The 26,709-nt window shown below is 42.3% G+C and carries 24 protein-coding genes; 12 read left to right on the top strand and 12 right to left on the bottom strand.

The features are described from left to right. Positions 1-96 precede the first annotated feature (96 nt). Positions 97-2,562 carry an acyl-CoA dehydrogenase FadE gene (gene fadE / locus BTO10_RS18180; protein WP_105025421.1) on the bottom strand — a complete coding sequence of 822 codons (2,466 nt, stop codon included), beginning with the start codon at positions 2,560-2,562 and terminating at the stop codon, positions 97-99. A gap of 327 nt (positions 2,563-2,889) precedes the next feature. Between fadE and lpcA the strand changes: the two genes are divergently transcribed. Beyond that, positions 2,890-3,465 carry a D-sedoheptulose 7-phosphate isomerase gene (gene lpcA / locus BTO10_RS18170; RefSeq protein WP_004738621.1) on the top strand — a complete coding sequence of 192 codons (576 nt, stop codon included), beginning with the start codon at positions 2,890-2,892 and terminating at the stop codon, positions 3,463-3,465. Positions 3,466-3,532: 67 nt separating this feature from the next. Next, entirely contained in the window at positions 3,533-4,378 is an 846-nt protein-coding gene (locus BTO10_RS18165) for a class II glutamine amidotransferase (protein WP_105025420.1), read from the top strand. Positions 4,379-4,453: 75 nt separating this feature from the next. On the opposite strand, the gene purN is transcribed toward BTO10_RS18165, so the two are convergent. Both purN and purM read right to left on the bottom strand, forming a co-directional pair. Continuing rightward, positions 4,454-5,128: a phosphoribosylglycinamide formyltransferase gene (gene purN, locus BTO10_RS18160; protein WP_105025419.1), complete on the bottom strand. Its 675-nt coding sequence runs from the start codon at positions 5,126-5,128 to the stop codon at positions 4,454-4,456. Positions 5,129-5,256: 128 nt separating this feature from the next. Then, entirely contained in the window at positions 5,257-6,297 is a 1,041-nt protein-coding gene (gene purM / locus BTO10_RS18155; RefSeq protein WP_105025418.1) for a phosphoribosylformylglycinamidine cyclo-ligase, read from the bottom strand. Positions 6,298-6,466: 169 nt separating this feature from the next. Here purM and upp point away from each other — a divergent pair, with 169 nt between their 5' ends. Beyond that, positions 6,467-7,093: a uracil phosphoribosyltransferase gene (gene upp, locus BTO10_RS18150; RefSeq protein WP_004738627.1), complete on the top strand. Its 627-nt coding sequence runs from the start codon at positions 6,467-6,469 to the stop codon at positions 7,091-7,093. 141 nt (positions 7,094-7,234) lie between these two features. Here the strand turns inward: upp and BTO10_RS18145 are convergent, their stop codons facing one another. Next, entirely contained in the window at positions 7,235-8,473 is a 1,239-nt protein-coding gene (locus tag BTO10_RS18145) for a uracil-xanthine permease family protein (protein ID WP_004738629.1), read from the bottom strand. Between the two features lie 276 nt (positions 8,474-8,749). Between BTO10_RS18145 and BTO10_RS18140 the strand changes: the two genes are divergently transcribed. Next, entirely contained in the window at positions 8,750-10,012 is a 1,263-nt protein-coding gene (locus tag BTO10_RS18140) for a DUF2066 domain-containing protein (RefSeq protein ID WP_105025417.1), read from the top strand. Between the two features lie 139 nt (positions 10,013-10,151). Here BTO10_RS18140 and BTO10_RS18135 read toward each other — a convergent pair whose 3' ends face one another. The 4 genes from BTO10_RS18135 to BTO10_RS18120 form a co-directional block, all read right to left on the bottom strand. Next, positions 10,152-10,589 (bottom strand): DUF2069 domain-containing protein, encoded by a 438-nt coding sequence (locus tag BTO10_RS18135; RefSeq protein ID WP_004738632.1) that lies wholly within the window; start codon positions 10,587-10,589, stop codon positions 10,152-10,154. After that, positions 10,586-11,179 carry an NAD(P)H:quinone oxidoreductase gene (wrbA, locus tag BTO10_RS18130; RefSeq protein WP_105025416.1) on the bottom strand — a complete coding sequence of 198 codons (594 nt, stop codon included), beginning with the start codon at positions 11,177-11,179 and terminating at the stop codon, positions 10,586-10,588. Before wrbA ends, BTO10_RS18135 begins: the two co-directional genes overlap by 4 nt. Before the next feature lie 6 nt (positions 11,180-11,185). Further along, positions 11,186-11,536 (bottom strand): arsenate reductase (glutaredoxin), encoded by a 351-nt coding sequence (gene arsC, locus BTO10_RS18125; RefSeq protein WP_105025415.1) that lies wholly within the window; start codon positions 11,534-11,536, stop codon positions 11,186-11,188. A 112-nt stretch (positions 11,537-11,648) separates the two neighbouring features. Then, positions 11,649-13,103 carry a beta-barrel assembly-enhancing protease gene (locus BTO10_RS18120; RefSeq protein ID WP_105025414.1) on the bottom strand — a complete coding sequence of 485 codons (1,455 nt, stop codon included), beginning with the start codon at positions 13,101-13,103 and terminating at the stop codon, positions 11,649-11,651. Positions 13,104-13,281: 178 nt separating this feature from the next. Here BTO10_RS18120 and BTO10_RS18115 point away from each other — a divergent pair, with 178 nt between their 5' ends. From BTO10_RS18115 to BTO10_RS18100, 4 genes are all read left to right on the top strand, one after another. Then, positions 13,282-13,521, top strand: coding sequence for a sulfurtransferase TusA family protein (locus tag BTO10_RS18115; protein WP_004738640.1), 240 nt, complete (start codon positions 13,282-13,284; stop codon positions 13,519-13,521). Continuing rightward, the gene (locus BTO10_RS18110) at positions 13,514-14,590 is read left to right on the top strand and encodes an AI-2E family transporter (protein ID WP_004738641.1); all 1,077 of its coding nucleotides are present in this window, start codon (positions 13,514-13,516) and stop codon (positions 14,588-14,590) included. The genes BTO10_RS18115 and BTO10_RS18110 overlap by 8 nt, the downstream gene beginning before the upstream one ends. Before the next feature lie 215 nt (positions 14,591-14,805). Next, a complete protein-coding gene (locus BTO10_RS18105; RefSeq protein WP_105025413.1) occupies positions 14,806-15,999 on the top strand; it encodes a hypothetical protein in 1,194 nt (397 codons plus the stop codon). 373 nt (positions 16,000-16,372) lie between these two features. After that, positions 16,373-17,542, top strand: a complete 1,170-nt coding sequence (locus tag BTO10_RS18100; RefSeq protein ID WP_105025619.1) for a hypothetical protein — start codon at positions 16,373-16,375, stop codon at positions 17,540-17,542. A gap of 42 nt (positions 17,543-17,584) precedes the next feature. On the opposite strand, the gene BTO10_RS18095 is transcribed toward BTO10_RS18100, so the two are convergent. Then, positions 17,585-18,472: an AraC family transcriptional regulator gene (locus BTO10_RS18095; RefSeq protein ID WP_105025412.1), complete on the bottom strand. Its 888-nt coding sequence runs from the start codon at positions 18,470-18,472 to the stop codon at positions 17,585-17,587. A gap of 336 nt (positions 18,473-18,808) precedes the next feature. Then, entirely contained in the window at positions 18,809-20,323 is a 1,515-nt protein-coding gene (locus BTO10_RS18090) for a hypothetical protein (RefSeq protein ID WP_105025411.1), read from the bottom strand. Positions 20,324-20,638: 315 nt separating this feature from the next. Here BTO10_RS18090 and BTO10_RS23810 point away from each other — a divergent pair, with 315 nt between their 5' ends. Then, on the top strand, positions 20,639-20,773 hold the full coding sequence (locus tag BTO10_RS23810) for a hypothetical protein (protein ID WP_258099583.1): 135 nt from the start codon (positions 20,639-20,641) through the stop codon (positions 20,771-20,773). A gap of 25 nt (positions 20,774-20,798) precedes the next feature. Next, on the top strand, positions 20,799-21,317 hold the full coding sequence (locus BTO10_RS18080) for a hypothetical protein (RefSeq protein ID WP_258099581.1): 519 nt from the start codon (positions 20,799-20,801) through the stop codon (positions 21,315-21,317). 429 nt (positions 21,318-21,746) lie between these two features. Here BTO10_RS18080 and BTO10_RS23965 read toward each other — a convergent pair whose 3' ends face one another. Continuing rightward, positions 21,747-21,926 (bottom strand): DDE-type integrase/transposase/recombinase, encoded by a 180-nt coding sequence (locus BTO10_RS23965; protein WP_080566579.1) that lies wholly within the window; start codon positions 21,924-21,926, stop codon positions 21,747-21,749. A gap of 552 nt (positions 21,927-22,478) precedes the next feature. Here BTO10_RS23965 and BTO10_RS18070 point away from each other — a divergent pair. Further along, positions 22,479-23,894 (top strand): hypothetical protein, encoded by a 1,416-nt coding sequence (locus BTO10_RS18070; RefSeq protein ID WP_258099578.1) that lies wholly within the window; start codon positions 22,479-22,481, stop codon positions 23,892-23,894. 35 nt (positions 23,895-23,929) lie between these two features. After that, positions 23,930-26,032 carry a hypothetical protein gene (locus tag BTO10_RS18065; protein ID WP_258099576.1) on the top strand — a complete coding sequence of 701 codons (2,103 nt, stop codon included), beginning with the start codon at positions 23,930-23,932 and terminating at the stop codon, positions 26,030-26,032. A 194-nt stretch (positions 26,033-26,226) separates the two neighbouring features. On the opposite strand, the gene bcp is transcribed toward BTO10_RS18065, so the two are convergent. Then, complete coding sequence (gene bcp, locus BTO10_RS18060; RefSeq protein WP_004741656.1) at positions 26,227-26,697, bottom strand: thioredoxin-dependent thiol peroxidase; 471 nt, start codon at positions 26,695-26,697, stop codon at positions 26,227-26,229. Positions 26,698-26,709 lie beyond the last annotated feature (12 nt).

Below are 26,709 nucleotides of genomic sequence, written 5' to 3'. Positions count from 1 at the left end.
CTACTTAACCCCTGACTTGGGTCACATACAAGCACCTATATTTTGAACAAAAAAACGGGACTCATTGGAGTCCCGTTTTTGTTTCTAAAACAAAATCTAAGCTACGTTATCAATCGATTGGTCTGGATACTGTGGCTTTGCTGCTAGCTCCTCTGGTGAGAAGTCATCAACGTTGATGGTGTACAGTCGATGTTGCTCTGCACTCTCTAACAGTGCCGCTTCTTTCTCAGTCAGAATACCTTTCTCAAGACCTAATTGAGCGACCAAATCCAGTCGTAGGAAGGCGCGTTTCTGATGCGTCTCTTTACAGACTTTGTCGAACAGAGGCTCAGCTTGAAGAATAACCTCCAATGCTTTCTCGATCTTACCTACTGCATTGTACTGAGTATCCGCTAAGTATTGACCACGGCCGATACGTGAGCGTGTTGCACTCGGTGTTTGTAGGATGTGTGCGACTTGGCTATCAAGTTTGTCGTTTGGTGCGCGACGGATACGACCAAATGGCATCAATACAACACGCAGAAGGCGTCCAACCACTGGGTTGGGGAAGTTTGCTAAGAACTCATCAATTGCCACTTCAGTTTGACGCAAGCTATCTTGCATACCCCAGTGTACTAGCGGTAGATCTTCTGCATTGCTGCCTTCGCTCTCAAAGCGTTTTAGTGTCGCAGAACCTAGGTATAGTTGGCTCAGGATATCACCCAGACGAGCAGATAGACGCTCTCTACGTTTCAGTGAGCCGCCTAATACAGCCATTGAAATGTCAGACAGTAGCGCTAGGTTAGCACTGTAACGGTTCAGCTGTTGGTAGTAGCGTTTTGTCTGTTTATCGGCGCTATTGGCTGGCGTTGGTGTGTCCGAGCCACGGCCATCAGTTAAACCAAACCACAAACTACGAACTAGGTTACTTAGCGTAAAGCTAACGTGTCCTGCTAATGCTGAGTCAAACTTGTCTAGAGCATCGCTACTTTCAGAGTATGCTGCTTCCATTTCATTAAGAACGTAAGGGTGACAACGAATCGCACCTTGACCGTAGATGATCATTGAACGAGTCAGGATGTTTGCGCCTTCAACGGTAATCGCGATAGGTGAACCTTGGTAGCCACGAGCTAGGAAGTTCGATGGACCCAAGCAAATACCCTTACCGCCTACAATATCCATTGCGTCGATGATGCTGCGTTGACCACGGTGCGTACAGTGATACTTCACGATTGCAGAGATAACTGAAGGTTTTTCACCAAGGTCAATACCAGCTACGGTCAGGTTACTTGCAGCATCCATGACATAAGCATTACCACCTAGGCGTGCAAGTGGCTCTTCAACGCCCTCCATGCGACCAATTGGTTGTTTGAATTGGCGACGAATACGAGCGTAAGCGCCAGTTGCAAGTGCTGCTGTTTTGATACCACCGGTTGAGTTTGATGGCAGTGTGATACCACGGCCCACTGACAGACATTCAACCAGCATTCTCCAACCTTGGCCTGCCATTTTCTGGCCGCCAATGATGAAATCGATAGGAACGAAAATATCGTCACCTCGCGTTGGGCCGTTTTGGAAAGGAACGTTCAGTGGGAAGTGGCGGTTGCCAATCTCCACGCCTTTCAAATCAGTTGGGATAAGCGCACAGGTGATACCAAGATCTTGCTGGTCGCCCAGTAAGCCTTCTGGGTCGCGCAGTTTAAAGGCCAAACCCAGTACGGTCGCAACCGGTGCCAGAGTGATGTAGCGTTTGTTCCAAGTCAGGCGCATACCAAGAACTTCTTCGCCTTGCCATTCACCTTTACAAACCACACCGTAATCTGGGATTGAACCCGCATCAGAGCCTGCTTCTGGGCTAGTTAGCGCAAAACAAGGGATCTCTTTACCTTCAGCCAAGCGCGGAAGGTAGTGGTTTCTCTGCTCTTCAGTACCGTAGTGTTGCAGCAGTTCACCAGGGCCTAACGAGTTAGGTACACCAACGGTTGATGACAGTACGCTAGATACGCCCGTTAGTTTTTGTAGAACCAAAGATTGAGCGTAAGCTGAGAATTCTAAGCCACCGTATTTTTTCTTGATGATCATCGCAAAGAACTTGTGATCTTTCAGGTATTGCCACACTTCAGGTGGTAAATCAGCAAGCTCATGAGTGACTTGGTAATCATTGACCATTTCACACACTGTGTTTACTGGGCCATCAAGGAACGCTTGTTCCGCTTCAGAAAGTTTTGGTTCAGCGATGTTCTGTAGTTTTTTCCACTCAGGTTTGCCTTTGAATAACTCTGCTTCCCACCAAACAGTACCTGCTTCCAGTGCTTCTTTTTCTGTTTGAGACATCGCCGGCAGTACTTTCTTAAATACAGAAAGTGCTTTTTGGCTGATGAGAGTTTGTCGAATGGTTGGTACAGCCAAAATAGCAACCGCTAATAGGTAACAGAGCCAGCCAGTAACCGCTACGTCGCCGAATAGTGTTAAAGCTACCATCGCGCCAGTTAGTGCGATTAATGCGCGTACCAAGCTAACTCTGTGGTAGAGACAGACACCTAAGATAGCTGTCATGCCGAGTAGGGAGAGCAATATATCCATGATCGATTTCCTTTTCAGAGATCACTTATTGTTATTAAGTTTTAGGTAAGAGGTCTAACCAGTCAAGTGTAAACGAAATATTAAATATTTGTAAAACTCCAAGTTGAATAAAAAGTGATCTTAGTAGAGTTAAAATTCTAATTGTGAGAGGTTGGTGGCGATTATTTGGACGAATTAGCGATGACTGACTAATTAAGATGGCAATCTTTGGGCTTAACTGTCGACACTATTTCATGTTTGTGGGTAAACTCAGTTAAAAGAGGGAAAAAACCTCAGCTCTCATATCGCGCACGCTAATCTGTGTCATAAAAATAAGAGATAAGCCTTATGTACCAAGACCTAATCAAAAGTGAATTGAACGAAGCTGCTGACGTTCTTAACAAGTTTTTGAGTGATGATCATAATATTGCTCAAATTGAAGCAGCGGCAAAAATGATTGCTGACTCATTCAAACAGGAAGGTAAAGTGCTTTCTTGTGGTAATGGTGGCTCACACTGTGATGCAATGCACTTTGCAGAAGAGCTGACTGGCCGATACCGTGAAAACCGCCCAGGCTACGCTGGTATTGCGATTTCAGACCCTAGCCACTTATCTTGTGTGAGTAATGACTTCGGTTACGACCACGTATTTTCTCGTTATGTAGAAGCGGTTGGCCGTAAAGGCGATGTGTTGTTTGGTTTATCAACTTCAGGTAACTCAGGCAATATCCTAAAAGCCATTGAAGCAGCTCAAGCGAAAGGCATGAAGACGATTGCTCTGACTGGTAAAGACGGCGGTAAAATGGCGGGTTGTGCGGATATCGAAATTCGAGTACCACATTTTGGTTACGCAGACCGCATTCAAGAGATTCACATTAAGATCATCCATATTGTGATTCAGCTTGTCGAAAAAGAGATGGAATAACAGTTTTACAGACATTTAGAGCCTAGGTTTTTGGCTCTATTGGTTTTAATAGGGAGTAGATTAAACCATGTGTGAATTGCTCGGTATGAGCGCGAATGTGCCAACGGATATTTGTTTTAGCTTCACTGGTCTTATGCAGCGCGGTGGCAATACTGGCCCACATCGTGATGGTTGGGGGATTACCTTTTATGAGGGCAAGGGCTTTCGTACCTTTAAAGATCCTAACCCTAGCTGTGAATCTAAGATCGCTGAATTGGTTCAAAACTACCCAATTAAAAGCCAAGCTGTTGTTAGTCACATCCGTCAAGCCAACCGTGGTGGTGTTAATCTAGAGAATACACACCCTTTCACTCGTGAGCTTTGGGGACGATACTGGACATTGGCTCACAATGGCCAACTATCAGATTACGATGACTTAGTGAGTGGGCGTTTTAGACCGGTTGGTGAAACCGACAGCGAGCGTTCATTCTGTTGGTTACTTAAGCAACTAGAAGAGCGTTTTCCTGAACCACCACAAGACATGGAAGGCATGTTCCGCTTTGTTGCTGAGTGTTGCGATAAGCTGCGAGAGAAAGGCGTTTTCAACATGTTGTTGAGCGATGGTGAGTACGTAATGACATACTGTACCAATCACTTGTACTGGATTACGAGACGTGCGCCTTTTGGTAACGCGAGCTTGATCGATGAAGACGTCGAGATTAACTTCCAAGAAGAAACCACACCGAATGATGTGGTAACGGTAGTGGCTACTCAACCCCTTACTGGTAATGAAGAGTGGTTTAGAATGAAGCCGGGTGAATACGCCTTGTTCCATTCTGGTGAATTGATTGGTAATAACCACAAAGAGCTGGAAGATGTCGCTTATGCCCCTAAAAAGGTTGCAAGCCAAGCGCCTACTGAACCATTGAGCTAAACGTCTCATTACTTGATTCGATAAAAAGGCCGTTAACTGCACTTGTCAGTTAACGGCCTTTTTGTATTCTCGATACTACTCTTCTGCGTAACCGTGTTTGCCTAGCACTTTTCCGTCTAACACCGCTTGTCCATCAACCATAGATAAACGGTCTTCTGCGAACCACTTACAAACCATCGGATAGATTGCGTGCTCTTGAGTGAGTACTCGCCCCGCTAGCAGCTCGGCATCATCGTCCTCAAACACAGGAACCTTGGCTTGTAAGATAACAGGGCCACCGTCAAGCTCTTCTGTTACAAAGTGCACACTTGTTCCGTGTTCTTTGTCTTTTGCATCAATCGCACGTTGGTGGGTATGTAAACCAGGGTATTTAGGTAATAGAGAAGGGTGGATATTGACCATTTTTCCTGCGTAGTGACGAACAAATTCTGAACTCAAGATACGCATATAGCCTGCCAGTACGATTAAGTCTGGTTGATAGGTGTCGATCTGAATCATCAACTCATGATCAAACGCTTCACGCGAGTCGAAATCTTTTGGGTTCACTGAACGTGCAGCGACGCCAGCATTTTTTGCTCGTTCTAAGCCGAATGCTTCTGCCTTGTTTGAGAAGACAGCTTTGACTGAAGCATCAATCATATTGCTATCACAGGCATCTAAGATCGCCTGCAAGTTACTGCCGCTTCCTGAAACTAACACAACGATATTTTTCTGAGACTGAGTGGTTTTCTGAGAGTGATTGTTTTTCATAAAGTGGGTCATATGATTGATTAATTGAACTGTTTACAATCTACCTACATAAACTAAGGGTTTCTGTGGGCCAAATAGCAAAATGAGGACCATTCGGTCCTCATTGATTAATTAGGTGAAGTGCTCATTTAGTTGATTTCAACTTGCTCTTCGCCTGCTTCAGCGTTTGCGATCTCACCGATAACCCAAGCGTTTTCGCCTTCAGCTTTCAGTAGTTCAACAGCAGCGTTTGCTTGGTCTTTAGGTAGAGCAACAACAAGGCCTACACCACAGTTGAAAGTGCGGTACATTTCAAATGTTTCCACGTTGCCTTTCTCTTGTAGCCAGTTGAAGATAGCAGGCCATTCCCAGCTATTGCCATCAATCACTGCTTTAGTACCTTCCGGAAGTACGCGTGGGATGTTTTCCCAGAAACCACCACCAGTAATGTGCGAGATAGCATGGATGTCATGCTCTGCGATCATCTTAAGTGCTGATTTAATGTAAATCTTTGTTGGTTCTAGTAGGTGTTCACCGATAGTGCGACCTTCTAGCTCTTCGTTTTTATCTGCACCAGATACTTCCAGTACTTTACGAATTAGAGAGTAACCATTTGAGTGTGGGCCACTTGAGCCAACAGCGATAAGTGCGTCGCCAGAAGCTACTTTAGTACCGTCGATGATGTCCGCTTTTTCTACTACACCAACACAGAAGCCAGCAACATCGTAGTCGTCGCCTTCGTACATGCCTGGCATTTCAGCGGTTTCACCACCGATTAGTGCACAACCAGCTTGAACACAACCTTCAGCGATGCCAGAAACAACATCTGCAGCTGTATCTACATCTAGCTTACCTGTTGCGTAGTAGTCTAGGAAGAATAGAGGTTCACCACCTTGAACGATTAGGTCGTTCACACACATCGCCACTAGGTCGATACCAATGGTGTCGTGTTTTTTCAGATCCAAAGCAAGGCGAAGCTTAGTGCCAACACCATCAGTACCTGAAACAAGTACTGGCTCTTTGTATTTCGTTGGAAGTTCACATAGGGCGCCAAAGCCACCAATACCGCCCATTACTTCAGGGCGACGAGTGCGTTTTACTGCACCTTTAATACGGTCTACTAGTGCATTACCTGCGTCGATATCAACACCAGCGTCTTTGTAGCTTAGAGAAGAAGTATTACCACTCACGGGATAGTCCTCGAACTTAAGTTGGATGTGAAAACGGCGCTATTCTAACAGGGCTTGAATATGAAGAGCAAACGTTTGCGCGGTTTTTTTTATTAGAATAAAGATTCTGAAATAACCACAGAGTTCGTGTATAATCTACAGGTTTGTTTAAATATTGCCGGAGTTGGAAATGAAAGTTGTTGAAGTGAAACACCCGCTAGTAAAACATAAAATTGGCCTGATGCGTGAAGGTGAGATTAGCACTAAGCGTTTTCGTGAGCTAGCGACAGAAGTGGGTAGCCTTCTAACATACGAAGCGACATCAGACTTTGAAACTGAGCGTGTAACTATTAATGGTTGGGACGGCCCAGTTGAAGTTGACCAAATTAAAGGTAAGAAAGTAACAGTAGTGCCAATCCTACGTGCTGGTCTAGGCATGATGGACGGCGTTCTTGAGCACATCCCAAGTGCACGTATCAGTGTTGTTGGTATCTACCGTGACGAAGAAACGCTTGAGCCAGTACCATACTTCAACAAGCTTGCATCTAACATCGATGAGCGTATTGCTCTAGTGGTAGACCCAATGCTTGCAACAGGTGGTTCTATGATCGCGACTATCGACCTCATGAAAGAAAAAGGTTGTAAGCACTTTAAGATTCTTGTGCTTGTAGCGGCTCCAGAAGGTATCGCGGCTCTAGAAAAAGCGCATCCAGATGTTGAGCTTTACACTGCTGCAATCGATGAGAAGCTAAACGACAAGGGCTACATTGTTCCAGGTCTTGGCGATGCTGGCGATAAGATCTTCGGTACTAAGTAATTCGGTTTTTAGGTTAAGTGGGTTCGACGGTTTCAAACTTCTGAATTGACTTAATGATCTGTATTAATAAAAAAGGGAGAGCATTCGATGCTCTCCCTTTTTTGATCTTAAATTTTGTTGGACTCTAAACGGGTTCAACCATTAGTCGATTTGAGCTTTGTCTACGACTGTGTTATCACCTAACTCTTCAGGAAGAACTAGGTTAAGTAGAATCGCGACGATACCGCACAAGCTTACGCCCTGTAGGCTGAAATCGCCGATGCCAAATGCCATGCCGCCAATACCGAATACTAGGGTAATGCCCACAATGACAAGGTTACGTGATTTGTGTAGGTCAACGTTGTTTTTGATAAGTGTGTTCAAGCCTACTGTTGCAATAGAACCAAACAGAAGAATCATGATGCCGCCCATTACCGGAACCGGAATGGTTTGCAGAAGAGCGCCTAGCTTACCAACCAATGCAAGAACGATGGCTGTTACTGCAGCCCAAGTCATGATCACCGGGTTAAATGCTTTCGTTAGCATTACCGCTCCAGTTACTTCACTGTAGGTTGTGTTTGGCGGAGCGCCCAGCATAGAAGCTGCAATGGTTGCTACACCGTCGCCTGTGATTGTGCGATGTAGGCCTGGTTTCTTAAGGTAGTCTTTACCCGTCACGTTAGAAATCGCAAGCATGTCACCCACGTGCTCTACGGCTGGCGCAATCGCGACAAATACCATGAAGAAGATAGCGTTGATGTTGAACTCAGGCATCGTAAAGTTTGGTAGCGCTAACCAAGATGCTTGTGCAACGGGGGCGAAGTCTACTGCCCCATAGAATAGACTTGTAATGTAACCTGCGATTATCCCACCAAAGATAGGCAGTAGCTTTAGGAAACCCTTCGAGAATACGCTGATGATGACGGTAACTAGTAGGGAAACTGATGAGATCCAAAGTGCTGCGTCTGGATCAACAAGTTGAATAGCGCCATCGCCTGTCTTACCTAGCGCCATGTTTACCGCAACTGGTGCTAGGCCTAAACCAATCACCATAATCACAGGACCAACAACCACAGGAGGAAGTAGCTTATGGATGAAGCCAACGCCTCTCAATTTGATAAGAGCACCCATTAATACATACACAACACCTGCTGCCATAAGGCCACCCATGGTTGCGCCAATACCCCAAGTTTGGATACCAAACATGATAGGCGCGATGAATGCAAAAGAAGACGCTAAGAAGATTGGCACTGAACGGCGTGTAATAAGTTGGAATAAAAGGGTGCCGATACCCGCGCCAAAGAGTGCAACGTTGGGATCAAGTCCTGTCAGTAGCGGCACGAGTACAAGCGCACCAAAAGCTACAAACAGCATTTGTGCACCTTGCAATGCATTTTTCATGATATGTCCTTAGATTGGTCGTTATATGAAAAGTAAAAAATAAAATTCGCGCGATTCTATCACTTGGCAATCGATTGCTACACAAAATAGATCAAATTTATTTATCATACTGATATTTTATATCGAACAAGGTCCGAAAATTCGGTTTATAAGTTAGCGCTTTATCATGGTCAGGTGATATTTTGTGGTTATTAAACACAGTGGGCGCTAACGACCTTGCCCCTCAATCCATAGTTGCTTATCATCAAGGCACAAGCTTTGAATATTAGGATCAATATGCGCTACATAGCATTGTTGTTGATGGGGCTATTAGCCTTCCCGAGTTACGCCTTAACGAAAGTAGATATCTTTAGTGCTGAAGTTGCGATTAACGCCGAAGATAAACAACCAGAACAAGTGGCAAGAAATACCGGTATGGAGCAGGTATTGATACGTGCGACTGGCCAAACTGACGTTGCTGCAAATGAGACCATCCAAAAGGCGATGCGTAAGAGTGCGCAGTACATGTCTCAAATGAGTTTTGGTGAGCGCAATGACCAATCAACATTGCGTATGCGCTTTAATGGCGCCCAAATTCGTTCTCTACTGACTCAAGCACAACTGCCGTATTGGCCTGAAACTCGCTCAAACATCTTGGTTTGGCTGGTGGAAGAAGACAGCTTCGATAAGAACATTGTGTGGGAGCACTCGAACTCACCACTTGCTGCTCAGTTGCAAGCTAGTGCAAAAGATCGTGGTTTGCCTTTGACTCTTCCTGTCGGTGACTTCGATGATATTACTGGTATCGCGACCTCAGATTTGTGGGGCAGCTTTGTTTCACCGATCAGTCGAGCAAGTCAACGCTACCCAGTTGATGCAGTGTTAGTGATCAAAGCTCAATCTTCAGGATTGCGTTGGACGCTGTACGACCAAAAACCAAGTCAGTTAACCAGCACGCCAACTGCACCAATCACAGGTTCAGTGTCGGGTAACAGTGCAACGGCTTCTAAGAAGCTCGTTGACCAAATCAGTAACTACTACGCGGGTAAAAGCGCGGTGACGGTGGCGAGTGAGTCATCAGAGTCGATTATAACTCAGTTTATTAGCCTGAATAATGCTCAAGACTTCTTCCAGCTAGAGAATGCACTTAAGCGTCTAAACTCGGTTGCTAGCCTAGATATTCTTAAGATTCAAAACAACGAAGTGACGTTCCGTATTCATTTGTTGTCGACTCAACAAGAGTTTGAGCAAGAAGTGGCAAGTATTCGCCAAGTTGTGAAGGTTGAAGAGTCTTACATCGAACCAGAAGTCAGCCCTGAATTTGAAACACAAGACAACACCATGTCTGTAGGCGATGATTCAACAGTTGCTGTTAATACTGAATTAACAGCAACTGATGCAGATACTGATGTTCAAGTGATCAAAGGTAATGAAGTTGTTGGTGATGATTCGCTAGCTGGTTCAGACGCTAATCTAGAGTTAACGAGTAGCGAAGTACAAGAAGCCGCAGCTCCACAGCATGCAAAACCAAGCTTGGTATACGAGTGGAACCGCAGTTAGGCAATTGCTGACATTCATCGTCTATACGAAGAGTAGGTAGACGAAAATAAAAGAGAAAGCCCTGCTAGAGAAATCTCGCAGGGCTTTTTGTTTGTTCGTTATTAATTGTGCTAGCTGAGCGGGGATGTCGAAACTAATCTTATTGCTCGAACTTCGCTTTCTCTTTCTTTTCTACTTCAGAAAGGCGCTTTAGCTTGATGCCTAACTCTTTGGCTCGGAAACGGGTAAATAAGATGTTTCCGGCAAAGCCGATCGTGGTTAGCACCAGCTCAACAGCGGCTAATAAGCGCTCACCACCATCTATGTATAAAAGGGTCAATGCGTGTAGGAAATAGAGCATTAAGATGAAGTTTGCCCAAGCGTGCGTATAAGGCTTGCCGATTAAAATGCCAGGTAATGGCAACAGTAACGGCACTGCCCAAACGATAGCGAGCGTGACATTATCTAGGTGAGGATGTGGTGAAAGCGTCATTTGCCAAGCAACAACCCAACCTAACAGTAATAGGTTGCCTGCTAATGCTAGGTACCGGAATAGCTTTGTCTTAGGAGACATCGCCTTCTCTGACATGTACATCATTGAGAGATTCCCTTCTGATTTATCGCAATGCGCGCTAGGCGTTTACCTAGGTTCTGCGCCAGCTCAATTTCTTCTTTGCTTAGTGAAGCACTTTCGCCTGTACTGCTTGCACCATAAGGCGTACCACCAGTTTGAGTGGTATGCAATGCAGGCTCTGAGTAAGGGATGCCTACCACTAACATTCCATGGTGAAGCAGTGGTAGCATCATGCTTTGCTGTGTTGTCTCTTGCCCGCCATGCAGTGATGACGAAGAAGTAAATACACAAGCTGGCTTATCGATAAGATCGCCATTGATCCATAATGATGTAGTGCTATCCCAAAAGTGCTTCATCGGCCCTGCCATGTTGCCGAACCAAACCGGACTGCCAAGCGCCAAGCCATCACAAGAACGGAGCTCTCGCAGCGTGGCGATTGGGTCCGTGGGTTGATAGCGAGAACCTGGCTGCTCTTCCACTGTGTACACGTCATTAACGGTTCTTAGCATAGCTTCACACTCAGGTATGGATTCCACCCCTCGTGCTATCTGCCTTGCGAGAGCTTGTGTGTTGCCGTGACGACTATAGTAGAGAACAAGAATGTTGATGTTCATAGCCGCTTACAGAATCTCTAGTACTTGCTCAGGTGGACGACCAATCTTGGCTTTGTTATTTGCTACAACTACTGGGCGTTCAAACAGTTTTGGATTCGCAGCCATGGCAGAAAATAGGTCTTCATCAGATACAGAAGCATCACCAAGGTTCGCTTCTTTGTAGTCTGTCTCTTTTGTGCGCATCATCTCGCGAACGCTGCTAAAACCAAGCTGAGTGAACAGTACTTTTAGCTGTTCAACAGTGAAAGGTGTGTCTAGGTACTTGATTACTTCAGGTTGTACGCCGTTTTTTTCAAGCAGTTCAAGCGTTTGACGGCTCTTTGAGCAGCGTGGGTTATGATAAATCACGACAGACATGGTTCTTCCTCATTATTATCTTTTATTTAATTTTCAGGGGAGGCCTGCTGTTGGCCTCTTCACTGTATATGTTGAGTTTTGTTCTTTTGGCTATTTTCGCGTAATACAAGGATTATTGCAGTGCTAAAAAGCGCTCGCGCTGAATCATCAGTTGATCAATTCGAGCATCGTAGCGAGCTTGCTTTAAACTACCGAGTTCTGCGATTTGACTTGCTTGCGTGTAGTACTGAATTGCTTTGTTCCAGTTGGCTTGCAATGCCAAAATTTCAGCGCGAGCAGCAAGATCTTCATCACTGTTTCCAAGGCTCGTGTTCGCTTTTGAGAGCAGATACCAGCCATTGGCGTCATTCGGATTGTCATGTGTATAACGTTGTAATACGCGGACAGACTCTGCAAAGTCTTCTTTTTCAATCAAGGCGTTTGCATAGTTGATAGTAAGAACTGGGTTGTTTGGCTGACGGACCAAAGCAGGCTTTAACTCCTTAATGGCAAGCTCAGGCTTTTCCTGTTCAATGTGAAGGTCGGAAATCGCATCCAAATAGAATAGGTTAGTCGGATCACTGGTAATCAGCTTGGCCAGTATAGTCTCAGCGTTATCAAATTTTTTAGAGTCGAGGTAAACCAACGCTTGTCCGTACTCTAACGAAGGGATGACCTCTTTTGGTGCCTTTTTCAATTGGCGAGAGAACCAGTCCAGTGAAGCTTCACTATTGATACCTGCATATCGAGCAACGATTCGGGCTCTTGCTAAGTGGTAATCTAAGGATGGAGCAAGCTTTAGCGGTGGATAACTGCGAGCGCGAGCACGAGAGTCGGTAATACGGTCTTCTGGTAATGGGTGAGTCAACAACATCGGTGGTGGTGTGCTGGCATAACGGTATTCATCAGCTAAACGGCTGAAGAAGCGTGGCATTGCGTTGACGTCAAATCCAGCCTTGGCGAGTGTGTTGATACCGAAGCGATCGGCTTCTTTCTCATTACTACGAGTGTAGTTGATTTGACTCTGCATGTTACCCGCGGTGGTTGCGGTTAAGGCCGCAATACCGGCTTCAGGTGCGGCAATCGCCAGTAATATGGAGCCGGCAAGCGCTGCAATAGTCGCAGGAGAGCGACGCGCTTGATCTTCCATACTACGCGCTAAGTGACGCTGCGTAACGTGTGCGATTTCGTGCGCTAACACAGATGCAAGTTCACTTTCCGACTTTGCATGTAAGAAAAGACCCGAGTGCAGCGCAACATAACCGCCAAAGAAAGCGAAAGCGTTGATGTTGCGGTCACGGATCATAAAGAACTGAAAAGGGGTTTTTACGTCATTGGCATTCGCGACAAGGCGATGACCTAGTGTGTCGATATAAAGGTTTAGAACTGGATCATTGATGACAGGCTGGCTGCTTCTGATGATGCGCATGTACGCATCACCATAGATGAGTTCTTGATCGATAGTGAGTGTGCCGCCAGCCGCGGTGCCGATGTCCGGTAAATCCAAGCTGTTGGTGTTAGCCAACGTTGGGGTGCTTAATGTGGCTGCAATGCATAAGCAAGCAATTGAACGAGCGCGTTTAAACATATTAGTCAGTAATACTCCGTTTCTTCTGACAGTAAGACAAGGGCAATGCAAATTGGTTCTTTATCTGGTTTAACCTTTGTTAAGTGCGTGCGCTATCCTGAAGGAAGATGAATCAATGATGGCACGTTTTCAAAAACAGATTACAATATGCCCCTTATAATAAGCATCGAGCCCAAGAATGACACCTAATATTCTAGATTTACGCCAAGAGCGCTGCCCAATGGCGTTATTATTAGCCAAGCGTCACAGTGTAAAGTTAGAAGTAGGGCAATCTTTGTCAATTTATGTATCAGATAACAGTTCGATGAAAGATATTGTTACGTTTTTGTCTAAGCAAGCTTATGTTGTCATGACAGAGGTTTGTTCTAATTACCACCATCTCCTCGTCACTAAAAAGGAATCGCAGTCAGATGCTTGAAATGGTCAGTCGTTGGTATAAACGACGTTTCTCTGATCCACACGCTGTCAGTTTGGTTGCCATCATTCTATTCGGCTTTATTACTATCTACTTCTTTGGTCACCTGATCGCACCATTGTTGGTGGCGATTGTCTTGGCTTATTTGCTCGAGTGGCCAGTGACTCAACTTCAACGACTCGGTATTCCAAGGACGCCATCGGTGATGTTGGTGATCTTGATGTTCTTTAGCTTAATGCTTTTAGCGATATTCGGGTTAGTGCCAACCATTTGGGAGCAAGTGGGCAACCTGATCAATGATATTCCTAGTATGTATGGTAGCTTGCAGAAGTTCATTGCAACGATTCCAGAGCGTTACCCTGAGCTGGCTAACTTACAGATTGTTGAATCTGTGATGTCTAACGCGAAGAACAAGGCGTTAGGTATGGGGGAAAGTGTGGTGAAAGGCTCATTGGCGTCTCTGGTTAGCTTAGCGACGCTAGGTGTTTATCTTATCTTAGTTCCACTGCTTATTTTCTTCTTACTGAAAGACAAAGAAGAGATGATCAGAATGGCAAGTGGTGTGCTTCCTCGAAACCGTCGTTTAGCGACTAAAGTATGGGAAGAGATGAACGAACAAATCTCGAATTACATCCGAGGTAAGGTGCTAGAGATTTTAATCGTGGGTAGCGTCAGCTATGTTACTTTTGCGATTTTAGATCTTCGTTACTCTGTGTTGCTCGCGGTTGCTGTCGGTTTCTCGGTATTGATCCCATACATAGGTGCAGCGGCGGTAACCGTACCAGTTGCCATTGTTGGCTTGTTCCAGTGGGGGCTTGAGCCTCAATTCTACTGGCTGTTATTGGCTTACGGCATCATTCAAGCCCTAGATGGTAACGTGTTAGTGCCGGTTCTGTTCTCTGAAGCTGTGAATCTACACCCTGTTGCGATTATTGTGGCGGTGTTAGTGTTTGGTGGACTTTGGGGCTTCTGGGGCGTGTTCTTTGCAATTCCACTGGCGACCTTAGTGAAGGCGGTTTGGAATGCCTTACCTAGCCATGCATTAGATGATGACCCTGTGCATCATCAGTAACGAAAAATGAATTGTAAAAAGGCGACTATCGATGATGGTCGCCTTTTTATTATCTTACATACAGGTCACCCCTTTATTGTTAAAGCAATGCCTTGTCGACGATATCTCATTGGGTTGAATTGGTTTCTTCGATAGAAGAAAACAGCAACATCGGTCAGGTATTTTTTTTCGCTTTTATTAATATATCGACAATCGAAACCAAAGAGAAAAAGCATATGAAAACCATTCCACTTTTAGACTCAGAAAGTAACAGTGCTCGTTATGATGGGATCATTTCAACCATTTCAAGGTTCAGAGGAAGAGCTCCTGTTAATGAGCTAACACGTCGGTTTGAAAGTATTCTCGAAGTTAACCCTTGGATTACCTCAACACTAAAAACTCAAGGAAATAACGAATTTTTTTGCGAATATGAAGATGTCATTAATGACATTTCACCATGGTTTGAATTATATGATATCAATGACTTATTACAGGATGATAAGAGTGTCGATAAACTAGTTGAAATGATTTCTCTTGGAGAAGATAGAGAGTTAATGGATAAGCTTTATATTCTTCCTACAGAAGACTGCATAGATACCGATGCTCAATTGATAAAGTTCTGTCTAATAGAAGATAAAGATAAAAAAGAATTTGCAATCATATTTTCTATGAATCATATCATTTCTGATGGGACGAGTTATTATAATCTTTTAAACTCATTAAGTTTCGATGAGGATATCATTCCTTTTAATTTTAAACGTAAACTAGAGTTCACTCGATTGGGTTTTGATAAAAATCACTTTTCATTGAAAACAATGAAGGAAAATAAAAAACATAAATTTGTTAAAAAAGTGAATCTAGAGCTAATAGAAAAAATAAAAAAAGATACAAATGAAATATTAGAAGATGAATGGGTATCAACTCATGATGTTGTAAGTTCTCTATTTTTCAATTCTGTAAAATCAGATGTGTCAATATATCCGATTAATGCGAGGCCTTATATCGATTATCTGAGCGATATTGATGTGGGAAACTATATTAAGCCAGTTATTTTTAAAAATAAGCATGAGATGAAAGCAAAGGATATTCGTCATGCAATAAATAAGATTAAGAATGATCCAGAAAATAATGAATCTTGTATAAACAAGAATGAAGATGGCTACATAAGTGATAATAGCCAAACGATTCAAAGTGAGAGTAGAGCCGCGCTTACAAGTTGGGTGCAGAGTTATAAGCAAATTTCATTAGGCTCTGAATGTTCTTACGTCGCTCATTACCCTCTCAAACCTAGTTATTTACATGGTGAGTCATTGAATGCATTTGAACACGGTGCCATTTTATTCTGTCTAAATTCTGCAGTGTGGATACTGGCAGGGGTAACTTCAGATGTTTCTTGGTTAGAGAACAATGTTTTATTTTTAGAAGGCTAGTCTTGTTTTTAGTTAAAGGTATGTGAATATTTTCTAAGGGTGAACAGGGAGAATATTCCTATATCAATTGTAAGTACAAAGCAATAGTAATCAGGAGTTTTGGAATGTCCTACCAAGCCATGCAATAGATGATGCCCCTGTGTACCACCCTTAATTCAATGTGTTACAAAAAAGGCGACTATCGATGATAGTCGCCTTTTTTGTTGTCTTACATTGTTTCAGGTTACCCCGTTATTGTAAGAGCAATGCCTTGTTGGCGATAGCTTATTGAGTTGAATTGGTTTCTTCGATAGAAGAAAACAGCAACATCGGTCAGGTATTTTTTTTCGCTTTTGTTAATATATCGACAATCGAAAGCAAAGAGAAAAAGCATATGAAAACCATTCCACTTTTAGAATCAGAAAATAACAGTGCTCGTTATGATGGGATCATTTCAACCATTTCAAGGTTCAGAGGAAGAGCTCCTGTTAATGAGCTAACACGTCGGTTTAAAAGTATTCTCAAAGTTAACCCTTGGATTACCTCAACACTAAAAAATCAAGGAAATAACGAATTTTTTTGCGAATATGAAGATGTCATTAATGACATTTCACCATGGTTTGAATTATATGATATCAATGACTTATTACAGGATGATAAGAGTGTCGATAAACTAGTTGAAATGATTTCTCTTGGAGAAGATAGAGAGTTAATGGATAAGCTTTATATTCTTCCTACAGAAGACTGCATAGATACCGATGCTCAATTGATAAAGTTTTGTCTAATAGAAGATAAAGATAAAAAAGAATTTGCAATCATATTTTCTATGAATCATATCATTTCTGATGGGACGAGTTATTATAATCTTTTAAACTCATTAAGTTTCGATGAGGATATCATTCCTTTCAATTTTGAACGTAAATTAGAGTTCACTCGAATTGGTCGTGAAAAAAATGACATACCAACCAATGGAATGAAAGCGAAGGAAAGATATGGATTTATTAAGAAAGTCGATTTAGAGTTAGTAGATAAAATAAAAAATGGTACAAATTTACTATCTAAAGGTGAGTGGGTATCCACTCATGATGTTATAAGTTCTCTATTTTTCAATTCTGTAAAATCTGATATGTCAATATATCCGGTTAATGCAAGGCCTCATATCAACTATCTGAGTGATGTTGATGTAGGGAATTATATTAAGCCAATTATTATTGCAAAAGAGGGTGAAGTAAAACCACAAGACGTTCGTCATTCAATCAATAAGTTTAAGCAAGATCCAGGAAACAATGAATCTTGTCTAAATATAAATATGGTTGAGGATGACATGAAAAGTAAAGCCGTTATTACAAGCTGGGTACAGAGTTATCAAGAGCTTTCATTCGGCTCTGAATGCTCTTACGTTTCTCATTCTCCCCTTCAACCGATCTATTTATATGGTCAGGCATTAAATGAACTGGATCATGTCGCTGTTTTATTTTGCTGTAATTCTTCGACGTGGATGTTAACAGGTTTGACGTCTGATACTTCTTGGCTAAAAGATAATGGTTTATTCTTAAAAGAATAGCCTTTAACTTTTGTGTATAACTCAATCAATAATTAATTTAAATTAATTATTATTATTCATAGATAAAGGTATATAGATTTTTGTAATTAATTCTGTTTCTGGGACAAAAAGTGGAGAATTAACGTGTTCAAAAAGAGCGGGAGCTGGTAATGGCTCCCATTCTGTTTTGGGTAGAAAGTCGGTAATAACTTTAGAGATTGCATGAACAAAGCCATGAACCTCCCTCTGCCCGATATAATTAAGAACAGCAAAATCTCCACCAGGGATGACTCCAGAAAATATTCCAAGTTCATTGGTGGGTACATGGCAATCAATTGGAATGGCGATATCACATCGATAGTCAGAACTAGCAGTTATTAAAGGGTTCGAATAGGGTATTGTGATAAATGGTATCGTGTTTATACTTGACTCTGTATAGTAATCATTTTTTACTAGCCACGATAATAATGTATCGAAGGCTGTCATGCCTTCCAGATACTCCCCTCTGTGTGTTATCATCACACACTTTCTACTCGACTTCTTTTCTATATTAACGTCATGCTCTTTTTCTCTTACAGGAACACGAATATTAAATTTGTGTCCCCAGTTTGCCCATTTAGGTCTCTTTCTAAAATCTGTAGGTGTTTGTTCAAACAATCGAACAAATGCGCGAGTAAATGCTTCAGGGCTCTCGAAGCCAGCTGAAATTGCGATATCGATTATTTTGAGATTTTTAAAATAAGCTAATTCAAAAGAAGCTTGACGTAAACGAGAAAGTAAGATGTAGCGATGTGGGCTAACACCAACGACAGACTTAAATAGCCTTTGAAAATGATACTTGGAGATTCCTGCGATATCACTCAGTTCTTGTAATGAATGTTTTTTATTCGGGTTACTATCAATTGCATGACACACAAGGCTAAGCTTTCTTTCGGTGGTATTAACTTTCATTCTAATATTGAGTCATTGATTAACTTACAATGTGTATCTTATCATACCGTTATTATCATTGCGTTAACACAGTGTTATTAATTCAATATTAACAAGAGAGTATTGATAGGAGAGATTGTTTTGTATTTAAACTATCAATAATTAAGATGTATGTGGGGAATAAGAAGCTATGTTATGATATTTTCTTTTTATACTCAATTTCATTTCCTTAGTTCCGACAGGAAGGACAAACAAATGTACAATTGTTTGTCCTTGTTCAATAAGCGAGTTAAAAAGTCTTTAAGGCACATAGAGGCGGTCTAAAGAGATATGGGCCCTATCTATTTCCCGGCATCACTAATCCCTCAGTAAATACCTTAGTTTCTCTATAATGACTTTACCAACACCTTTATCATTAAGGACAGCGCACATACCGACTCTGTCTTCTTTCATTATCAAATCACAGACAAACTCACCATTAAATCGGTTTGGGTCGTCAAGGTTTAGCTTCAAATCAATCGTTTGGGTTTTAACCTCTCGGTTTTCTAATTTTTTCTCATAACCAATAATATGAAGCTCAACAGCTTCTTTTGGAAATATGGCTTCATAGCTTTGTTCCCAATCAATGACGGCATCATACCATTTCAGTTTGCCCATTATGTTTAGTTGGTTACAAGGTTGGCTTGAAAGAAGCAGGCACTGAGGTGATTCTGGTTCGTGACAACGATTCCAGTTGTAGGTGCTAGCACAGTTCATTTGCATTTCTTGATACTCTTGCCGAGTAAGAGAACACACAGATTTCGCATCGCGGTACTGGCACAGGTCTGGGTGCTCAAATACCATAAATTGATGCCATTTTTTCATTGTATTTCTAGCTGGACGATAGTCTTTAAAGGTTTGCCAGTACTCCATTTGTTCAGGCACTTGGTAGGCGGCGGTTTGATAACTGAGGATACTGTCTTGTCTGTCAGAACTATTTTCAAAGGTTCTTAATTTTTCGGCGAAGTTTAATAAATTGGTGTCAGAAAGCGTAATAGGCTCACCTGCCGCGTAGGCCTTTATCACAATGTCATAATCTTGTTGATACTGTCGATATTTTTCTTTGGTTTCATGATCTAGACCACCTGAAACGAGCGACATGTAATTCGCGGATATCTGTGCTGCCGTTTTTGCCGCGTCCTCACTTCGTTGTGTTTTTGATTTAACTTGCAACAACAATGAGATCTCACGACCGTATTGCACACCATCAATGAATTCATCACCACAGAGTGCTCTAAAATTACTTTTACTGATTTCAGTATTGGTATCCAGTAATGCTTTTGCCCTTGGGTCAAGAGTTGGCCAGGCGTCACGGATGAGTCTTTTTGTTCTCTCTTGAATAACAAAGGCTACCGTATTGTTCTGTTCTAGGTTTTGAAAGCTATTAGATACATCGCGTTTAAAGCGGGCAGAAGCAGAAATGCCACCGTAGCGCCCATCGATATTTGTGGAAAGTGCTGAAGAGAAAAATTCATCTACCTCAGATTTGCTAGTAACAATTCGGCCCTCAACGTATCGGCTGAAGTCATTTATCGTTTGATATTTATGGTTAAGAATACAGCGATTTCTTATCGGTTGCTCTGAAATAAGGTTAAAGCCATAACCGAGTATATTTTTTTGAACAGTCGCGTAGCTTTCTTTATTGTTAGCGCGAACAGAACGAGGTAAGCGGCTTTTTGTATCCAAATGCAATAGATCGATTTCATTTGGTGTTAATCGAACTTCTTGCGCTTTCTCCCATAGGTTTACTTTATCTTCAGAATTTGGCTGCGCGATAGCCTGTGTAGTTATTAAAAAAGCACACAGAAAAGTGCACCTCACTAAATCAAACATTTTGATACCTTTATCAGAAATATAAATAATATTTAATGAGATCAGGTTTATTATTTCACTATGAAGTTTTATAAATTGTGAAGTGGTAGAAAATATTTTAATTATTCATAAAATGTAAGATTATTCTACTTGTTTTCTGACTTTTCATATTATAATTTTGTGAATTATGGGGTTTTAAGACGTGTGAGTTTTTATTTACACTATTATGATTAATTGGAGCAAGTTGCTGGTAAACTGAGTCTCTGTCCCAAATTAAATACTCCTGTAGGCTCTGTGAAGGGAGGGGTATATACTGACACAACAGGGGTTGTTGGAATGGAAGCCGCAGGTAGTGTTGGTAATACAGCCATTAAGGGTAATGTTGAGGCAAGCATGAAGAGTGTCATAGCCAATATTAGTGATATTGATACTAAAATTAACAATGCTATTAGAAATAAATATCAAGTTTAACATGTGATGTGATAAAGGATAGTGAATGAAATTAATGGCAGTTTTTTTATTTTTTATATACTCAACGAGTTCTTTTTCAAAGGAGCTTTTTGCTATGGAGAATGAGACAGAGGTAAGATTATGTAATAATTATAAGGATATACATCACTGTTTTACGGAAAATATTGAATCTAAAAGTGATAAAGATCGACTAGGTGCCATTGTTGTTTATTTAAATAATTATGAAAAGCTTCATAAGCTTTATGATTATAATGAAATTCTATTGAATCTAAGTGAAATGACATATAAAAGGAATTTTAATGCTTTGGTCCTAGAAGCTTCTATATATTATCAAGGATTTCATGTTGATAGGGATGTTAATAAAGCGGTGGCTTTACTTAAAAAGGTTCCAGAAGGGAAGTATAGTGCAGCTGCTTATGGGCTTCTAGGTAAGATTTATTTGTATATATTAAACTCAAATAAAAAAATGAACTATATATCCTTGCAAAGCAGAGTTTTTACAAATCTCACTTACTGGGGGAGGAATCATCAACAAGAGCTTTAGCTTTTATTATGCTTAAATATGGCGCAAAGGACGATTTTATTGAAGCTGGAAAGCTGCTCGAATACCTAGCTAGTAAAGGTAATAAAAAGGATATGGACAGTTATGAAAAGTATCAAGGTTACTCAACAAAAATTCTGGATGATGTTGATTGATATGTTAATGATATAAAAATAAGAACGTGAGAATACCTTATCTTCGCTCTGTAAATAGTTGGATGGCTTAATTTTGGTATTAGGTGTGATGTTTCAGTTACAGGATATAAGCCAACCATTAAGGTTGAAACTACTGGAGCACTACATACTGTTATACTACTGGGCTTTTTACAAAAACTAAAATCTTTCTGAGGTGTTTACCAGAGCACCTCATTTCAAGCATAAATACCAAAAATATAGAAGAGTTCGCTAACGAAGGCGGATCTCTCCTGTACCCTTAATTTCGGTTCATCACGACATAGCCAACAATCAAACAGGCTCTATTCAACAACCGTATTCCTACAAAATCTTGAATCGTTGACCAGGCCCGCTTTTGCATATTGAAGCCGCCAGTGACTTCTATGAGGTTTTTAGTAGGGGAATGGTTAGACTCAATACCATTGTTAAGATATTTCATTTACCGGTATTCTATATCTTGCCGTAAACGGCCTTTACGCTTGAGGCGGACAATGACGTTCCATAAGCCGATTGGTTATTGGGTTAATCAGGGAAGCTAAATCCAGAGTTTTGCCGATAGCTCGCCAGAGGTCACGGAATTGGAATTCTGATTTTCCCATAAAGCTTGCTCAATGGTGAATCATAGCGAAAGTCGGGCGGGGAGCGAGGTTTTTGCAACAAACCCATTGGATTAAACTTGGTTTTTGCTATTTGATTGCTGAATGGGTTTACATTTCTTTATGATGGTTCAATATGCCATCGCATGTGCAAACACTTTGCATTAATCCTTTGTTCTTTAGGTAAGCATAGTGAATGCGGCCCTGTCTCTCTTATCGAATAAAGCTCTTCCACCCAACAGAGCTGTACCATGAAAATCAAATTCATCTTTCTTGCACTCGCCTGCTTCAACGCACATGCGTCCATTTCTATTCATACTCCCCCTGATGGGAGGCGAGTCATCGCGACGTCATCTGAAGAGGGTCACTTATATCAAGTGGATCGGCATATTTATGTGCAGACTACCGACAACTCATTTATTCAAACCGTCCAAGCCCACCTAAACGCCCTTAACAGTACCCCTTCTGGACGAGAAATTATCCGCCAGATTAATGATTATGCACCGATAGCACGACCAGGAGAGCAACCTGCTTATGCGATAGACGCGCCTCGTGAAGTTGCTAAGCAGATTCATTTGGTGTTTCGGTTATCTTTGTCTGGCTGGTCAAGGACTCGTCCACTTTTGTTCGATCCTGGCTTTCTCGCGAATGCTTCCAATGGTTTGGGAGTGCCGGCTGTGATTTATCTGGCTCCAAGAAGCTCCTATTACATACCCGATAGTTTTGACATCGCAGATACTGTTGTTGATACCGGTCACCAAATGCTGCATGGTCGGGACTACTTGACGGGATCCTTCATCGAGGCAGCAACGACTCTTATTCGCTCTTTGGAGGGACAGGAGAGAAGGGTTGAACTGAGTGGTTCCGAGATATCAGCGGCTGGTCTTGCCTATAGCGATCCGCTAAATCCGATCGAAAAGCACATTATTACCCAAGAGCGATTAAGCCGTGTGAATCAACGTATGGCTTATCGACAGCAGTGGGTAGAGGCGTCTCGCCTTTCTCATTCGAGTATCGATAGTCAACAGTTTGTCGATACGATGGAGTCTCTCAATGCAATGAATCGCGAATTGGCGGTGAGTGAGTTTCACTTGGCAATAGAGCGTGGAGCCCCAGTAAGAGACATGGTTTGGCCTAAAGAGATGTTTGACTATCAGATGGTTGCGCTTGATGCGGATGTTCCAACATTAGGTATCGAATTAAAGAGCACAGTCTCTAGTCAAGGAAACAACTATAAGATGTTTAAGAGAGTTAAACGTTTTATGACCTCGGGGGCAAAACCTGCGCTGGTTTTAAACCATGATTACCTGACTCATGCGGATCTAAAAAGCATCTCTATGCTCGATGCCGAGGTGTTTCGCATGGCTGCAAAATACCAATACCCCATTTATGTGACAGTCCCTGAAAATCTCTCACCGTTGGAGAGTGACAACCTGCAAGTGGCTATCTCGGCAAGACAGAACTTACTTGAGGCTTACGCGAGCTTTGAAGTACAGCCCATCAACACGTTGACCTTCTCATCAGAGGGCATCATCGCCCAGGATTTGGTACAGCTTAGTAATCGCAGTCATGTCGTTTTATTTGGGATGGGGCAATCGGAGCACTTATTTCCTATCGCTCAATCATTGAAAGCATCGTTTAACCCCAAACTTATGATCAGTCGAGCCTCTAATGAGCTAACGCTTAACCCTAAGTTGAGCTTTGAGCGCGCACAAGAATGGCAATCCTTGATGAAACGCTATGGCCAAACAGAATTTATGTCTTCACAGTTAAGCTCTGCTTCAAGTATTTGTCTTCCGGAGGCAATGTAATGAGGATTTTGATTAGGCTGTCTATTGTATGGCTAATGATGAGTGGTGTTGCCCATGCGACGATATGTAATCTCGCTGACACAAAGGTCAAAAGTGAATTTGAGTGGATGGAAAGTCTCGAGAGTGAGTTTTCTGACGATATCGCTAGCTTTAGTGATGAGGCGATGGCGTTAGAGGCTATCCCTGGTATAGATTTTAGTAACGCAGCGATTGGCGGAACTTCCTCTTCATGGATGTCAAACACGGATCAGATACTGTCGATTGGTATTGATGCTCAAGATATGATGGAGATAGAAGAAGCTGAGGCTGTTAGTCGTCTTGGAATGACCAATATTAAAACCAAAGTCGTAAAGCAGGTATTTAAAGAATCTTTCAAAACAGCCATGTTTATCGCTGATATTGGTATTCTTGGGCCTTGGTGGGAGAGTGTAACCCGCTCTGTGTATGATGATCATCAAACCGACCTCGATCGAGCGCAGAACTTTTTTAGTATCGTGCCAGCCATTAATGAAGCCGTAAGCTGGGTAGATTATCAATCTCACCGAGCGACTACTGATACAATAATTCGGCAAATGAACCAACAAGATTACTATCGTTATTCGGTATCAACACCCGATAAAGCCTTGTTGAGTAATAGTCAGAATACGTTAAAGCATGACTTTGAAACGTTGCGCTCTCATGCAACAGAAAATCTTAAACGTATTATCGATAATAATATTCTTCATTTCGATGCACTTTATATCGAGCAAGTTTTGGAGAAGCAGAATAAGCTCGATGTGATTCTTTCGCATATGGACTATGAGTTTTTCGCTACCCAGCTCACACGTTTGAACGGCATTAGACCAGCACAGCTCTCTGTCATCGGACAATCTCTATGCGGTATTGAACGGCAGAATGCTCATGCCTATTTTGCAACAGGAGAAGGGGATAAAGCCACGATCAATCAGTCCTTATATCAGTGTCTAGCAAGCAATTTGCCCGGCCATCTTGGTACTCTGGTAACGTTTAATAATGATTCGATGACCAATGGTTTGAGAAGCTTACTTCTGCGCAGTGAGCGTGCAGCTGGACAAGAAATTTCTAATCTTATTCTTGATTGGCGAACCATTTATATAAACAAGAGTATTGAAACATCGACGACAAATGCGCGTTTTATGCGAGCGCAGCAGAGCTATAAGGACTATTCGGATGCCTTGTATGAAAAAGCTCGGTTAGTGGCATTGGAGCGATTTGCTTCGGTTGTTTATCAGCACCCATATCCGTTGACCGAAGAAGAGATAGAAAGTGGCTCATTTCGTGTTGACGCGGGTTATATTTGCGGTGGAACGTACTGCCAAGATTACCCTGGGAAGTTAATTCAATTTGATGAGCGCCGCGACCCTGTTTTACGTTATATGCAAGACGCTCCCTTATTTGATCTTGATATTCAGCAATATGTCCAACGAAGAATTCAACATGGCTGGACTGAGCAGGAGTTGAAGTATCCACTTGAGCAACTGTGGCATCAATGGCAAGCACGTCTAACAGAGCAAAGACACTACTTCTATAGAGGTAACCCCTCGTTGGATGTCATCAGTGCAAAATATCCTGCTTTGATAGAAGTATTGAGTAGGATCAACCCTGAGAGCACACCAGCTCAAGCCGTGGAGTACTTATCTAAACAATTGGACTACGAACTGAGCCAAGTCGCTTTCGAAAAAAGTTGGGATAAATTTGGTGACTTTATCTTCTCAGCGCTCTATAGACTTCGTCAGCAGCATACCGACAATATGTTGCCAACTATGTGGCAAAGGGATGTATTCGCTTCTCAACCGATCGAGGAGGGGGTATTGTTTAATGCTTATCTAAATAAGCCACATATGTATTTTACCGTTAATCCTTGGTCAATGCGTTTACCCTTTTATCAATATCATCAGACACCGTTTTTGTTTGATGAAGTTTTGCACATGGAAGATGGTATGAATATGACTGCGACTATCTCGTCAGAAACCGAAGGACTATTTTGGTCGCGCTTTAACCATAGGCTGGCTCAGATAGCGGAAACTCCTGAAGTGAGGTGGCGGCCCGTACTCCGTATTATTCTGTCTGATTATGTGCATCAGATAGCGGAGATACTTGCACTAGCAGAACAAGACTAGGCTGACTTAAAACACAAGGTCTTTTCAGTCCACCGCTTTAGGGAAGCTGGTGTGAGCCAAACTCCCTAGAGGATCGCCAACCATCATTATGCGTTACCAAAAGGCCGAATCATCGAGATTCGGCCTTTTTAACGGCTGCATTCGCTGAGGTTGACCCGTTATCGTTATAACGAGGGCTCGCAAACTGGCATGTATTAAGCTTCTTGGTTGAAGTACTCTAGAACCACTTCGTGGTGAGTCTTTGTCTTGAACTTGTTGAAGACGTGTTCAATCTGACCTTCTTCATCGATTAGGAAGCTAATGCGGTGCAGGCCATCGTAAACCTTGCCCATGAACTTCTTCTCGCCCCAAACACCAAATTGCTCAGCAACACTGTGGTCTTCGTCAGATAGTAGTGTGAAGTTTAGAGATTTCTTCTCAATGAAGTTCGGTAGGCGTTTCACTGGGTCGATACTAACACCCAGAACAACCACGTTTAGGTCATCCAGCTGTGCTTTGATATCACGTAGGCCTTCTGCTTGCACGATGCAACCTGGAGTCATTGCTTTTGGGTAGAAGTAGAAAAGGACCTTTTTACCCTTGAAGTCACCAAGAGATACGATATTGCCATCTTGATCCGGAAGAGAAAAAGCAGGTGCTGGAACACCAGCCGTTAGCGTATTCATGATATTTCCTTT

Origin of the sequence: Vibrio chagasii, assembly GCF_002954585.1 — a bacterium.
GTDB classification, from domain to species: Bacteria; Pseudomonadota; Gammaproteobacteria; order Enterobacterales; family Vibrionaceae; genus Vibrio; species Vibrio chagasii_A.
The sequence above is the reverse complement of the archived record's forward strand: the minus strand, read 5'-3'. Positions and strand labels throughout refer to the sequence as shown.

What these genes read in the sequence shown, in the direction of transcription:
- fadE (WP_105025421.1), bottom strand. Translation starts at nt 2,562, where the DNA reads ATGGATATATTGCTCTCCCTACTCGGCATGACAGCTATCTTAGGTGTC.
- lpcA (WP_004738621.1), top strand. Translation starts at nt 2,890, where the DNA reads ATGTACCAAGACCTAATCAAAAGTGAATTGAACGAAGCTGCTGACGTT.
- BTO10_RS18165 (WP_105025420.1), top strand. Translation starts at nt 3,533, where the DNA reads ATGTGTGAATTGCTCGGTATGAGCGCGAATGTGCCAACGGATATTTGT.
- purN (WP_105025419.1), bottom strand. Translation starts at nt 5,128, where the DNA reads ATGAAAAACAATCACTCTCAGAAAACCACTCAGTCTCAGAAAAATATC.
- upp (WP_004738627.1), top strand. Translation starts at nt 6,467, where the DNA reads ATGAAAGTTGTTGAAGTGAAACACCCGCTAGTAAAACATAAAATTGGC.
- BTO10_RS18145 (WP_004738629.1), bottom strand. Translation starts at nt 8,473, where the DNA reads ATGAAAAATGCATTGCAAGGTGCACAAATGCTGTTTGTAGCTTTTGGT.
- BTO10_RS18140 (WP_105025417.1), top strand. Translation starts at nt 8,750, where the DNA reads ATGCGCTACATAGCATTGTTGTTGATGGGGCTATTAGCCTTCCCGAGT.
- BTO10_RS18135 (WP_004738632.1), bottom strand. Translation starts at nt 10,589, where the DNA reads ATGATGTACATGTCAGAGAAGGCGATGTCTCCTAAGACAAAGCTATTC.
- wrbA (WP_105025416.1), bottom strand. Translation starts at nt 11,179, where the DNA reads ATGAACATCAACATTCTTGTTCTCTACTATAGTCGTCACGGCAACACA.
- arsC (WP_105025415.1), bottom strand. Translation starts at nt 11,536, where the DNA reads ATGTCTGTCGTGATTTATCATAACCCACGCTGCTCAAAGAGCCGTCAA.
- BTO10_RS18120 (WP_105025414.1), bottom strand. Translation starts at nt 13,103, where the DNA reads ATGTTTAAACGCGCTCGTTCAATTGCTTGCTTATGCATTGCAGCCACA.
- BTO10_RS18115 (WP_004738640.1), top strand. Translation starts at nt 13,282, where the DNA reads ATGACACCTAATATTCTAGATTTACGCCAAGAGCGCTGCCCAATGGCG.
- BTO10_RS18110 (WP_004738641.1), top strand. Translation starts at nt 13,514, where the DNA reads ATGCTTGAAATGGTCAGTCGTTGGTATAAACGACGTTTCTCTGATCCA.
- BTO10_RS18105 (WP_105025413.1), top strand. Translation starts at nt 14,806, where the DNA reads ATGAAAACCATTCCACTTTTAGACTCAGAAAGTAACAGTGCTCGTTAT.
- BTO10_RS18100 (WP_105025619.1), top strand. Translation starts at nt 16,373, where the DNA reads ATGAAAACCATTCCACTTTTAGAATCAGAAAATAACAGTGCTCGTTAT.
- BTO10_RS18095 (WP_105025412.1), bottom strand. Translation starts at nt 18,472, where the DNA reads ATGAAAGTTAATACCACCGAAAGAAAGCTTAGCCTTGTGTGTCATGCA.
- BTO10_RS18090 (WP_105025411.1), bottom strand. Translation starts at nt 20,323, where the DNA reads ATGTTTGATTTAGTGAGGTGCACTTTTCTGTGTGCTTTTTTAATAACT.
- BTO10_RS23810 (WP_258099583.1), top strand. Translation starts at nt 20,639, where the DNA reads ATGGAAGCCGCAGGTAGTGTTGGTAATACAGCCATTAAGGGTAATGTT.
- BTO10_RS18080 (WP_258099581.1), top strand. Translation starts at nt 20,799, where the DNA reads ATGAAATTAATGGCAGTTTTTTTATTTTTTATATACTCAACGAGTTCT.
- BTO10_RS23965 (WP_080566579.1), bottom strand. Translation starts at nt 21,926, where the DNA reads ATGAAATATCTTAACAATGGTATTGAGTCTAACCATTCCCCTACTAAA.
- BTO10_RS18065 (WP_258099576.1), top strand. Translation starts at nt 23,930, where the DNA reads ATGATGAGTGGTGTTGCCCATGCGACGATATGTAATCTCGCTGACACA.
- bcp (WP_004741656.1), bottom strand. Translation starts at nt 26,697, where the DNA reads ATGAATACGCTAACGGCTGGTGTTCCAGCACCTGCTTTTTCTCTTCCG.